The organism is Treponema sp. B152, assembly GCF_024181665.1.
Lineage (GTDB): Bacteria > Spirochaetota > Spirochaetia > Treponematales > Treponemataceae > Treponema_B > Treponema_B denticola.
This window is the reverse complement of sequence record NZ_CP058668.1, coordinates 1059236-1072090: the sequence shown is the minus strand read 5'-3', so window position 1 is coordinate 1072090 and position 12855 is coordinate 1059236. Positions and strand designations below refer to the sequence as shown.

Sequence of the window (12855 nt, the reverse complement as noted above, 5' to 3'; positions counted from 1 at the left end):
TAGATTTTATCATATAAATAAAAAATATGCAATAAAAAAATCAAAAATCTTAAAAATAGAACTAAATTTTTTCGCTGTCATATTCTATGAGAGTCTTTACAGGCAAATCCCCGAGAACCTTGCTATAATTTAAAAAGGGTAAACCTACAACTCCACAAAAACCTACAACTTTTGCCCCGCCCTCTTCTAAAATACTTCTAGCTGCATTTAAAGTTCCTCCTGTAGCAATCAGGTCGTCTAAAAGAAGGACTTTTTGACCTTTTACTACATCGGTTTTGTGAACCTCAACAGATGCTTGTCCGTACTCAAGGTCATACGAGGCAGAGTAAGTTTCTCCGGGGAGTTTTCCTTTCTTTCTAATTAAAATAAGAGGTATTCCCATTTTATAGGCAAAGGGAGCAGCAAATATAAAGCCTCTAGCCTCAATGGCGGCAACAGCATCTACCTTTTTATCCTTGTACATTTCCGTCATCTTATCAAGGCAATAGCTAAAAACTTCCGGATTGACTAAAATACCGGTAATATCATAAAAAAGGATTCCCTTTTTAGGGAAGTCCGGAACGCGTCTAATCGCAGCGTCAATTATTTTATCTTTCATGATGAACAGTCTACACCTTATTTTTGCAATGGTCAATAGGAAGATATTATTTTATAAGTCTTACTCCGTATACATTTTGCAGATATCTCTTCCGCTTTCCTTAGCTTTATAAAGAGCAGAATCTGCAAAAGAAAGCATAGTTTCATATGAAAGCTCATTATTAGGAACGGAAGTATAAGCACCTAAACTGATAGTTAAGATCTTATCCTTTTCAGCCGAATGTTCAATATTTAAATTTTTAATTTCAATACGGAGTTTTTCGGCTATCTTCATTGTTTCGGAGGCAGAGCTATTATAAAGCAGAACCAAGAATTCTTCTCCTCCGTATCTTCCTACAAAATCATATTTTGCTCTAAGTTTTTTTTGTAAGGTTTGAGCAACTGTTCTAAGAACATTATCTCCGGCCTGATGTCCATACAGGTCATTGTATTGTTTAAATAAATCTATATCTATCATTATTAATGATATCGGTTGTTTATTATCCAATCCCCTACGCCAAAGATCCTTACCCACTGTGTCCAACTGTCTTCTGTTCCCTACACCTGTTAATTCGTCAACCGTAGATAAAACCGTAAGCTGTTCATTTGCAGATATAAGGTCTTTTTGTTCTTGTTGAAGTTTTTTATTGGCAATCTTATATTGAAAAAGCCTGTTAATCCTGCAAGCTAAAAAAGTTAAGCCTGCAAAAATTAAAATATAGACGGCTATCATCGGCATCGAAAGCCAAAAAGGTTTTTCTATAATAAAAGTAAAAGATGTTGGTTCAGGATATGGATTTGAAATATCCTTTACTTTAAATGTATATTTTCCCGGTTTAAGATTAGTATATTGTACATAATTTTTCATATTGGCATTAATCCAATTTTTATCAAAACCTTCGAGCATAAAAACGTAAGAAGGTCTTGAAAGAGGAGATAAATCCATCGATGAAAACTCAAAGCTTATATTGTTTTCGGAATACTTATATTTATAAGTTTTTTCAAGATCTATTTTAAATACCGGAGTCTGATTTCCATTTATACCTATAGTTCTTATTTTTACGGGAACCTCTTGTTTTTTAAACGATAAAAGATAATTAATATCAATGCCTAAAACACCTTCTTGTGTTCCCACAAAACATTGATCTCCAATCATAATAGGAACTGTTGTAAATCGTCTTTCATGATTATATAAAGTATAACTGTATATAATTTCAGTATCTTTATTAAATATTGTCATACCTTTTATTGCAGTAACACATATGGAGTGATTATCCATATGTGTCATACCGATAATAAAGTTTGCGGGGAGTCCCTCATTTGCAGTATAATTCAAAGCTTCTTTTTTTTCGGTATCGAATATGTTAATTCCTCCGTCACTTGTTCCAATCCACAATTTACCGGAAACATCTTGAAATAATGAGGTTATTCGGTCTGAAGAAATACCTTTTCTGTTATTTACATCATATCGGTATATTGCGAATTCATCGGTTGAAGGCTTATACTCGGCAAGGCCCTTATTGGTTCCTGCCCAAAGCCTTTTAGAAGAATCTATCAGCAGACTAAAAACAAGGTTGCTGCATATACTATTGGGATTTTTAGGATCATTTTTATATCTGTTAAGAATTCCGGATGAAGGTGAAAATTTAATAAGGCCTCCATCATAAGTACCTATCCATAAAAACCCGTTATCATCGCTTATAATACTGTATATAAGTCTTTCACCGTCTTCAATTATATTATCATTGTATAGATTAACTCCAACAAAGGCATCCTTTTTTTTATCGTACTTACATAACCCAAGATCCGTACCAACCCATATATCCTCATTTTTATCTATGTAAAATTTAAATACGGAGTTGGAAATAATTTTAGATTCGGAATAACGATAGTATTTCTTTTTTCCTGTGCTTAAGTCATAATAAGTTATACCGTTATTTAAAAGACTTATCCATAAGTTTCCGTTTTTATCCTTAGTCAAACCGGAAACCGAATTTTCTCTGCCGTCGATTTTATTTTCATGGGGCAATATTAGTTTTGACCACATACGTTTAGTATCATATATGTTTACTCCGCCTCCGTTTGTGCCGACCCATAATGAGCCGTAAGTATCTACGTATATCGAAAAAATAAAATCGTTTGAAAGATTATATGAACGCTGTTTTGAAGTATACTCGGTATAAGAATATGTATTTTTATCAAAACTTATTAAGCCGCCGCCCCAAGTTCCTATCAATAGTACATCATCAGAAAATTCGTTTGATAGGCATGTTATTTTGTTGTTTGAAAATGAAAACAGGTCTCTTTTCCCGTTTTTAGGATCAATTCGAAATAGTCCGGTATCCCAAACGGATACCCAATATATTCCGTCTTCTTCAAAAATATTATTAACAATTGATTCCGTAACCATACTATTTTTTTCAAAAAGTCTTGATCGTCGAAATTTTTTATTGGACTCATCATACTCCCATAAGCCCCCATTTGTACATGCGTATATCCGCCCTTCAGAGTCTTCATAAATATGGGATATTCCGTTGTTTCCTATATAAGATTCGGAAGCTTGAGAAAATTTAACAACGGAACCGTCATCTTCATTTAGTATATATAAGCCGTCCACGGTTCCGATCCATAAGCGGCCGTGAGAATCCCTTAAAAAGCAGAGAACAACCGAACTCGTCATATCAAAATGGGTAAAAGTTTCCGTATCGACATTAAACCTTTCAACTCCGTAAAAAGTGCCTATCCAAAACACATCGCTTCCGTTTTCTGCTTTTATAGGGTCATTATAAAGACATTGAATTTGCGAAGACTGAATGGAATCTTTTGAAAAAGGAATATATTCGTAATTTTTATATTTAATACCGTCATAATATGCCAAACCTTCTTTAGTACCGAACCAAATCCGGCCGTATGAATCCTGCAAAATACCGGTAACAAATTTGGATGCAATGGATGAAGGCTGAGAGTAAAAAACAAGAACATCCTCATCAGAAAATAAATTAAAAGTAATCAAAATAAAAAATAAAAGAATTAGTTTCTTATACACATCCGAAATCCCTTATATCAAACACCAATACACCACCTAAAAAGTCTAAAACATTAAATAGAAAAAGTCAACTGCTTATTAATGGAACCATTACATATTTATTGACTAATGTTAAATCCCATCCTTTTTAGATCTTCCAAAAAGGATGGGTAACTTATATCAAAACACTCGGCGTTTTTTAGGGTAAATACAGCCCCATTTTTATCATAAATACCAAAGCCTATAACGGTAAGCATCATAGCTATGCGGTGATCTTTATAAGAATCAACCGAGGCGGGGCTTAGGTTTTTACCTGCGTTTCCTATTATATGTAAAACATCCCTTCCCTCCGTAATATCGGCTCCAAGTTTTTTTAGTTCCGAGGAAATTACGGAAAGTCTGTCACACTCTTTATAACGGCAGATTTCTATATTTTTTAAAATGGTTTCGCCTTTTGCAAAACAGGCTATCGCCGAAAGAGCCGGAACTGCATCAGGAATATCGGAACAGTCAAAGGTTCCGCCCTTTAAACTTGAAGGAAAAATTTTAAGGGTTTGCGATTTCTCTTCAAAGCGGATATCCGCATTCATCCCTTTTAAGACCTTTACTATCCTCGCATCTCCTTGAACATCATTTATATCTATATTCTTTATGCTGATAGTTGAAGCCGTAATCAGAGCTAAGGCAATGGGAAAGGCAGCACTAGACCAGTCGGCCGGAATGCCTGCCGAAAAACCTAAAATTTTTTGACTTTCTATAATTTTAAAAGTTTTAAAATCGTCCGAAACATCAAATTTAATACCGCAAGTTTTAAGCCAATGAAGAGTCATTTTTAAGTAGGGAAGCTCCCCTGCTCTTTTTAAATTTATTTGTAAAGGAAAATCGAGTAAGCCGGCTCCAAGCAGGAGGCCGCTTATAACCTGTGAAAAATCTCCCTCAAGACAGAGTTTTTTTTCTTTAAGGTTTTTAATTGAAGAATCTTTTCCAAAAACCCGTATAGGAGCTCTTTCAAAACCGTCAAGAAATTCGTATTTTAAACCAAGCTCCTCATAAATTTCGATTAAAGGCTTCGCGGGACGCTTTAAAATAGATGAATCTCCGGTTAAAATAAAATCGGAAGACATTAAAGAAAGAATGGAACCTAAAAAGTAAAAAAGAGTGCCGGAATTTCCTGCATCTATTTTTATCTGCTTTTGTTTTTCGATTCTTTTTTTTAAGCCTTCTTTCGGCGGAAAAACAATTATATCGGCAGAGGATATGTTTTTTTGTTCTATTTTAAATTTTACGCCTAAGGATTCAAATACCGATACAGCCGTTTTAGTGTCTCCGCTCATCAGAAGATTTTTTATTTGGGAAGGACCTTCAGCAAATGTAGCCAAAACAAGAGCCCTCATTGAATGACTCTTTGAAGGAGGTACTTCAATGGGCATGGGAGATACGGGTTTTGATTTTTTAATCTTTAAAATCATTTTTTTAAAAGAGCTTTAAGTTCCTTTAGGCGTTCTTGATCTTCACAGTTTGTTAAGAGCTTTATAGTTTCCTTGGCCTTTTCTTTACGATTTGTCTGAATATAAAGGTTTGTAAGATCGAATAAAAGCTCTTCGCTTTCGCCGAATTCTTCGATGGCTTGTCTTAAGCTGACTTCTGCACGGGCATGGTCTCCTTTTTTTACTGCAAGAAGGGAAATAAGCCTGTATATTCTTTCCGTAGGTTCTATATCCATAGCCTTAACCAAAAGGCCGTCAGCATCATTTAGATAGCCTATCTTTATGGAGTTTTCCGCCTTATCGGTTAGAAGAACGGGATCTACGGGTTTAAGCTTTAAGGCCTTTTGATACCAAATATCGGCTTCATCATATTGCTCATCAAAGAACAAGGCATTTGCATAAATATGGAATGCCTCTGCCCTATTTCTTTCTGCAGCCAAATCGGCGGTTCCCGCCTCGATGTCAAAAAGAGGTGCACATTCTTTTAAACGGCCTTGAAGACGCATAATCTCAACATAGTTTTCCAAAATAACTATCTCGTCGGGGAGCATCTTTCGGGCCTTTTCAATTTCTATTTGCGCATCAAAAAAGGCATCTTCATCGATTGCACAAAGAGCTTTTAAATTAAAAATCCAGCCGTTATTAGGTTCAAGGGCTTCAGCTTCCGAAAGAGGAACAGAGCAGTCTTCCCCTATTAAATACAGGGCCTCCGCCAAGCGAAAATGATAAAGCCCGTGTTCAGGCCCAAGCTTACAAGCCTTTTTAAAGAATTTGACGGCTTCCTCAGGTTTTTCATCATGAATAAGAAGGCCGTACAAATACCATATTGTAGAATCACTCGTCTTTGCATCACATAGTTTTTTAAAATTAAGCTTAGCTTCCCATTTATTGTCTACAGCATAATAGAATTTACCGCTTAAAGCCCATGTACGTTCATCTTCAGGAGCAATACGCTCAAGGGCGTTTATTACATTGGCCATTTCGTTATATTCTTCGGAAGCCAAAAAAAGTTTCCCCGCCTCAGTATAGGCTTCTACAGCCTCAGCTGTTTTTCCGGCAAGATTTAGCTCGTTTGCTTCATTGTACTTTAATAAGCCCTGATCCGGTTTTAGCTCAAAGGCCTTTGCATAAAAGGCGGCCGATTTTTCATGCTTCCCTTGGGAATTTAAAAAATGCCCCTTTAAAGAGCAAAGCAAGACCGACTTTTCAATTTCGTCATTCGGAATATCTTTGAGAATATCTCCCAATTTTTTCATATTGCCGTATTGATAGTATAGGCCGGCAAGCTCGGCCATTATTTCATAATTATCGTGTTCAATATCGAGGGCATGTAAAAATTCTTTTTCAGCTTCTTCATTTAAATGCTGGGCAAAATATATTCTTCCGGCTAAAATATGATCCTGAATGCCGGGTTCACGGAGTTTCCATGCCTGTTTTATTTGGTAGATGGCGGCAACATATTGCCCCATAGCATAATAGGTTGAAGCAAGGTTAATATAGGCTTCAGGAGAAATTGCATCAGGATTATTGGCGGCAGAATCGGTATTTTCTACAAGAAGGGGCTGAGAGATAATTTTAAACTCGTTTAAGTAAAATTTTACCTTAGGATAGGTTTCCCAGTTCTGCCCTGCAAAGCCGATTTTTCCGGCAGCCTGAACAATATCGGACTCGAATTTACCTAACCAAGTATTGTTTACAAGAACCGTTATACTTGTTCCCGCACAGATTAATTTTATTTTAAATTTTGAACTATCGATATCGGTTAAGGGCTTTGTCCAGCCCAGGATGGGCATGGGAGTAGAATTAACAACAGCCTCAAGTCTTATCCATCCCTTGTCGGAAATAAGAAGCGAATAAAAGGCTTTGTCGCTTATGTGTCTAAAGACAAATCCTGCAGCACAATAGCCCGCACTTGTATTTTCTTCAGGAAAGAAGTTATCGGTAAAAACAGGAAGTTCAATTTCGGCATCAAGCACAAAGTCCTTATATCTAAATAAGGGATTTAGGGCCCAAGCGTAAAGATGTTTACGCTTTAGCTCCAAAGAATAGGAATGCTTACCGTCAAGGTTTTCTTCAAATAAGGATTGATACCCGTCTCCCGTTTCTTCAATAAAACGAGCTTTTTCCTTTTTAGAAAAATCGGCTTCCCATATTTCTTCTTTTATTTCTTCCGTGTCTATTACCGACTGAGCTTTTTTACTCTCATACTTTTTTAGAATCTTGTTCTTAAAATAAGAAAAATATAATTTAAGTCTTTCCATAATATTTTAAAAGATTACAAAAAAAACGCGTTTTAGTCTAGCAGGTAATTACAATTCAATACTTGCAATTTTATTTTCTGCATATATTCCATAGGGCTTAATCAAAACCGCAAAGACAGCGGCAGGTATACCGCAAAAATAGATTAAGATAAGCCAAAGATAGGAATTCATACTGAAAAATACTACAACAGCAGAGAGAGCCAATATAATCATATTAAAAAACATAATAAAAAGCACATTTGTATTTTGCTTCATAGCCGCAACAGGATTATCCCAATGAAGTTTAGGATGGGCAGTATCCAAAAATAAAGAAACAAGGTTTACAAGGGCCGAAAAGCAAAGAGCTACCAAAGACGATAAAACTATATGAAGAAGGCCGAATTTAAATATAAAGCCTGCAAACCCCACGCCTATTACTATGGCAAAAAGAGCAAAAATCATAGCATGGGCTAATTTAGCATACATATAAACCGCAATATCAACCGGTAAGCTCTTTATAAAAGGAATAAATTTTGCATCTCTTGAAAGAGCCGTATCTGCGATGTTGGTCATTGAACCTAAAAAGCCTGCTGCAAGGCCTGTAATTACAAAGCCTGCATTTCCCTGCATAAAATCGATTATATTGGGAGGAATATTATTTAAGTTTAATCCCTTTGCAATACTTATAACAATCAACAAGATAGGCATAAATATAATTGAAAAGGGGCCGTTTAAAAGATAAACGGTAGTACGGTTCATCATTCTAAATTCCCTTTTTACATAAGCAATAAAGGGAGATGATTTTTTTATGTTTTTATGTAAAAAACTTGAAACCTGTTTTGCTTCCAGCTTTTTTATACTTTTTTCGTTAAAACCTATTAGGCTTTCCGTATAAAGTTTTGACATAAACCCTATAACCAAGGCCGGAAGAGCTGCACAAAAAGCAACCAGCAATAGGATATATAAAAAGCTTAAAACAGAAGTAGGCTCACTTAAAATATAACCTACAAGTTTTACCGGCGGGTAGAATGAACCGAAAGTTTGAAAGGCGGCAGCTTTGGATTCAACCATTTTATAAAGAACCTCAGGATCGGAACCCGAAGACGATTGAATTATATAATTAAAACCTAAGGCAAGAGCCATACCTAAAATTCCGTTTAAGGCCATTATAACGTTTTTATTTTTAAAAACTCGAGTAAAACGCATAATAAGGATATTAAAAAAATAACATACGGAAATCATAGGCAGAGGAATTACAAGAGCACAGATGACAGCCGATATATAAAACATAAAGGGCGGAGATTCCATATACCCGTAAATTCCCATTAAAACTGCAAAAAAAGCAAAAGATGTAATGAGCGAATTAACGCTGTTTGCAAAAAACTTTGATGCAAACAAGGTACGCGGCTTAATGGGCATAGACAAAAACTGTTCTTCAATTTCGCCTATGTAGTAGGTAGAAATAGTAAGCATGGACCCGAATAAAAGACTCATAAACGAAATCAGAAGTGCCGTTACTTCAAAAAGAATGCTTATATTGTTTACGGCCTTTGCCGTTCCGTATAGACCGAAAATCAAAAAGCCGAAGATAAATAAAAATTCCGCAAAAACAAATAAAAAGAGGATTACCATTCCCAACATCTTAGCCTTGGAATTTTTTGTTACGGTTTGATCGCCCTTCTTTTTTCTTTTTTGAATTTGAGCCTTAAAATTTTTAAAGTTAAAAACAGAAGCCAAATAAATTTTAACCAATCTAAAAAAAACTTTCATAATTTTTAACTCTCTTTAAACTTCACCGTTTCCCAAATTAAAAGAAGGTTTATCGTCAACAAGTTCCAAAAAGAGCTTTTCAAGAGAAGCATTTTCTCCTCTTTTTTCGCGTAATTCCTGTAAAGAACCTTCAAACATAATTTTACCGGCATTTATAATTGCGAGCCTGTCACAAAGTTTTTCGGCAACCTCCATAACATGGGTAGAAAAGAAAACGACCTTTCCGGCATCGGCTCTTTCTCTCATAATTTCTTTTAAGGAAAATGCTGATTTAGGATCCAAGCCGACCATGGGCTCATCCAAAATCCAAACAGGAGGATCGGATAAGAGACTTCCGGTAACCAAAAGTTTTTGCTTCATTCCGTGTGAAAAACTTCCTATGCTCCCGTTTAAAGCATCATTTATTCCGAAAAGTTTAGTGTATTTTTCTATTCTTTCTTGTCTTACATCGGCAGATACCCCATAAACGTCCCCTATAAAATTTAAGTATTCTGCAGCTTTTAACTGAGAAAAAAGCTCGGGGTTATCGGTAACATAGCCTATCCTGCGCTTTGCTTCCATAGGATCTTCAGCTATATTTACACCGTCAACGATTATTGATCCTGAATCCGGATTAAGGACTCCGGTTATCATCTTAATTGTAGTAGTTTTTCCGGCTCCGTTCGGCCCCAAAAAACCGAAGATTTCGCCGTTTTTTACGTTTACCGAAATACCGTCTACAGCCTTTGTTTTAGAAGAGCCGTAGGCCTTTGAAACATTTGAAATTTCAATCATAAATACTCCAAACCCCTTTACCTTGCCTTGCGCATTTTCTTTACTCTTTCTTCAAGATAACCGCACTCAACCAAATATTGCCTGCGGGAAACCACCAAAGCCATAAGCTCCTTGTACATTTCAAAATTAACTTCCAAGGCTATAGGAAAGATATAGAGCTCGGTTTCATTGCAATAGCGTTCGATAAATTCGGAATCCGTTACGAAGCCCAAACTTATCATATTGCTTATTCTGTCGGCACATTTTAAAATTTTAGCCTTTTCCGATCCGTTTTTTATTATATTTTTTAGGTACTCGGTTTTTTCTTGACCTTTTTTCTTTGTAACTTCCAAAACAAGTTCATAAACCTGTCCCGATTCGGAATCAATACTTAAAATTTCGTTTACATTAAAATCTTCGATATCTTCTATAACATCATGGATTAAAGAAGCCTTTAAAAGAACACTGTCGATGTATCCATAGTCTATAAGAATAGCCATAGTATCTACCTGATGCCGGAACATATTGCCTCCTGCATGACGAGCCTTTCCGATTAAGGCGGTAGCAACCTGCATGTAAGGAGCAAGATAAATTCCTTTTAATACTCCTAAATCTCTTGTCAACGCAAACTCCTTATTGCTATCCTTTTGATAGCACGCTATCCTTTTGATAGCACTTACCATGATAACTATGGATTATACTAAAATAAAAAGTTTAGTGTCAAGAAGGGGAAAATATCGAATTAATGGAAAGGTCATTTATACTTCGTCATTTCTTTATGGTCGACAAACCAAGCGAAAGCCAATATTTTTGAATTTGTGATCAGGCATGTCATAGCTTCGTAAGACTATTATACACTGGGAAGCAGGATCCTCATACCCTCCCCCTCGCTTTACTCGTTTATTATTATTCAACGAGGGGCCTGAATAATCTTGTGGAAATTTTTTTCCTGTAATATCGATGTGTTCATAACAATCCCAACACCACTCCCAGACATTTCCTGACATATCATATAAGCCATAGCCATTCGGATTTTTTAGTTTTACCTCATGGGTTTTTCGTAAACTGTTTAAATCGTACCAAGCGTAGTTTATAAAAAAATAGTCTGAACTTGTTCCGGGCCATTTATAATCAGTCCCACCCTTGGCTGCCCACTCCCATTCTGCCTCTGTAGGGAGCCTAAAACCTTTTTTACTCATCTTTTGACAGGGCGTTTTTTTAGAATCAGCATCTTCCTTTGTATAAACCATATTAAAATCTTCATCACTGTAATACACACATTCAGCTTCTCCAAGACCGTTTACTTTTTTAGTAAGTTCATTACAAAAGGCTATTGCTTGATACCAGGTTACATACTCTACCGGACGCCAATCCTGTCTTTCCCCTTGGGTAATATCGTTTTTATTAAAATTACTCGGATTGTTTTCCATCACTGTATGCCACAACTTCTGCGTTACCTCAGTTTCTCCTATGTAGTAAGCACTTAAACTTATAATGTGAGTTTTGTTATCAGCACGCTCATCATCGCCTAAGGATGCGTCAGTTTTGGCGGCTATACTTATCATCTTAAATTCCACTCCATCTACAGTATAGGTATGATTTTTAACCGCAGGAGTTACGCCCTCTCCTTCCAAGATTGCAACTACGCTTGAACCATTCGGACAACCGATAAAAAGGCTCACAGCCAACAACAGGACAGTAAAAGATACTGCCCGATTTAAGAATTTACTCTTAGGTTTCAAATTAGTTTGTTTCATAACTAATTCTCCTTATAATATTTAATTTCTACAAAAAACACAGATTCGGATAAATTTAACAATGCTGTTGTTTTTATGTTAAAAAAAGCAACTAATCAGAAATATTTTATTTAATAATACCGTAACCGTCAGTATACTTAAAAATTATAAAATGTCAAGCAAGAATATAGATCAATGCCTACTTTTGAAGGGGAAGGGGTATCCCCTTCCCTTTTATAGATTAAACAACCATTAAGGAAAAACTGCGGGCAGTGCTGTACCTTTCGGTATAAAGATTTCAAAAGTGTTCTCTGAACCGGGCACAAAATTATCTGAACTGTCGACTTTATAAACTTGCTTATAGTAGACTTTGTCGGCTTTTGTTTTAAAAAGCTGCGATGAGCCCTTCCAGGTTTCCGTAACCATCATGTCTTTCTTGACCTTATTGTGATCTGCGAAAGTTTCAACCTCATTATCGCCCACCCATTTTGTTTTTAACGAACCGGATTTTACAGCAGCAAAAAATTGCTTGGTATATGTAGGCATACCGGTAGTAGAAGGATCTTTCGGCAGTATTTTTCCAGCATTTAATTCCAAGGATCCGGTTATCTTTAAATCTTCAGGAAACTTAATACCTTCTTCAACCGATAATCCTGGCTGAATCTCACAGCGGCCGCCGCTTTTAAGCGTAATTTTAATGGTGCGGAAGCCCATCCCTTTTAAATAGAAAATTCCCTGCCAAACACCGCCATCCATATCTTTTGCGTCAAGATAGTATTCTGGGCTTGTAAGATATTTGGCGGCGCCTACAGTTTCTTTTTTAAGAGTAACACTGTTTTTGCCTAATCCTGCAAAGTGCTTTTGAAAATTCTCTTCGTTGCTAATGATGGTCAGCTCAGTATTACCCGAATTCCATGAGTATGTTCCATAGGAACCTAAAAGAAATTGGTCAACAATTTTTTGTCCGTCAAATTGACAGGCAGTACAAAGCAAAACCATCCCAACAACAACCGCAGCTGCTGCTACGGTAAAACTTAATTTTTTCATTTTATTTCTCCAATAAAAACTTTTTGCAGCAAATAGCAATTTGCGAAAAAAGTTTTTTCACGCAGTTTGTTTACAAACTGCATACAATAATGCGACGTTTGCCGAAAGGCAAACTCGGCAGATAAACAGAGAGGCACCATTTGTGCCGAACTGTTTATCACACCTCCTTATCAATAACTAATATAATAATACTCAATTTATCTTATTTTATCAAGCATAAG

9 protein-coding genes are annotated in these 12855 nt (G+C 36.1%); all 9 read right to left on the bottom strand.

The features are described 5' to 3' along the window. Window positions 1-61: 61 nt before the first annotated feature. Window positions 62-598, bottom strand: a complete 537-nt coding sequence (locus tag HYB91_RS04935; RefSeq protein ID WP_002678446.1) for an adenine phosphoribosyltransferase — start codon at window positions 596-598, stop codon at window positions 62-64. A gap of 60 nt (window positions 599-658) precedes the next feature. Continuing rightward, window positions 659-3622 carry a ligand-binding sensor domain-containing diguanylate cyclase gene (locus HYB91_RS04930; RefSeq protein ID WP_002678448.1) on the bottom strand — a complete coding sequence of 988 codons (2964 nt, stop codon included), beginning with the start codon at window positions 3620-3622 and terminating at the stop codon, window positions 659-661. A gap of 98 nt (window positions 3623-3720) precedes the next feature. Next, the gene (gene aroA / locus HYB91_RS04925; protein WP_002678449.1) at window positions 3721-5070 is read right to left on the bottom strand and encodes a 3-phosphoshikimate 1-carboxyvinyltransferase; all 1350 of its coding nucleotides are present in this window, start codon (window positions 5068-5070) and stop codon (window positions 3721-3723) included. After that, complete coding sequence (locus HYB91_RS04920; protein ID WP_002678451.1) at window positions 5067-7349, bottom strand: tetratricopeptide repeat protein; 2283 nt, start codon at window positions 7347-7349, stop codon at window positions 5067-5069. Before HYB91_RS04920 ends, aroA begins: the two co-directional genes overlap by 4 nt. Before the next feature lie 48 nt (window positions 7350-7397). Next, window positions 7398-9098 (bottom strand): hypothetical protein, encoded by a 1701-nt coding sequence (locus tag HYB91_RS04915; RefSeq protein WP_002678452.1) that lies wholly within the window; start codon window positions 9096-9098, stop codon window positions 7398-7400. A gap of 15 nt (window positions 9099-9113) precedes the next feature. Next, window positions 9114-9872 (bottom strand): ABC transporter ATP-binding protein, encoded by a 759-nt coding sequence (locus tag HYB91_RS04910; protein WP_002678456.1) that lies wholly within the window; start codon window positions 9870-9872, stop codon window positions 9114-9116. A gap of 17 nt (window positions 9873-9889) precedes the next feature. Then, window positions 9890-10534: a hypothetical protein gene (locus HYB91_RS04905; RefSeq protein WP_002678459.1), complete on the bottom strand. Its 645-nt coding sequence runs from the start codon at window positions 10532-10534 to the stop codon at window positions 9890-9892. A 93-nt stretch (window positions 10535-10627) separates the two neighbouring features. Further along, on the bottom strand, window positions 10628-11608 hold the full coding sequence (locus HYB91_RS04900) for a formylglycine-generating enzyme family protein (protein WP_002678461.1): 981 nt from the start codon (window positions 11606-11608) through the stop codon (window positions 10628-10630). 231 nt (window positions 11609-11839) lie between these two features. Next, complete coding sequence (locus HYB91_RS04895) at window positions 11840-12634, bottom strand: hypothetical protein (RefSeq protein ID WP_002678463.1); 795 nt, start codon at window positions 12632-12634, stop codon at window positions 11840-11842. Window positions 12635-12855: the final 221 nt, after the last annotated feature.

Coding starts and splice junctions, on each gene's coding strand:
- HYB91_RS04900 (WP_002678461.1), bottom strand. CDS start 11,608: ATGAAACAAACTAATTTGAAACCTAAGAGTAAATTCTTAAATCGGGCA.
- aroA (WP_002678449.1), bottom strand. CDS start 5,070: ATGATTTTAAAGATTAAAAAATCAAAACCCGTATCTCCCATGCCCATT.
- HYB91_RS04905 (WP_002678459.1), bottom strand. CDS start 10,534: ATGGTAAGTGCTATCAAAAGGATAGCGTGCTATCAAAAGGATAGCAAT.
- HYB91_RS04915 (WP_002678452.1), bottom strand. CDS start 9,098: ATGAAAGTTTTTTTTAGATTGGTTAAAATTTATTTGGCTTCTGTTTTT.
- HYB91_RS04895 (WP_002678463.1), bottom strand. CDS start 12,634: ATGAAAAAATTAAGTTTTACCGTAGCAGCAGCTGCGGTTGTTGTTGGG.
- HYB91_RS04910 (WP_002678456.1), bottom strand. CDS start 9,872: ATGATTGAAATTTCAAATGTTTCAAAGGCCTACGGCTCTTCTAAAACA.
- HYB91_RS04935 (WP_002678446.1), bottom strand. CDS start 598: ATGAAAGATAAAATAATTGACGCTGCGATTAGACGCGTTCCGGACTTC.
- HYB91_RS04920 (WP_002678451.1), bottom strand. CDS start 7,349: ATGGAAAGACTTAAATTATATTTTTCTTATTTTAAGAACAAGATTCTA.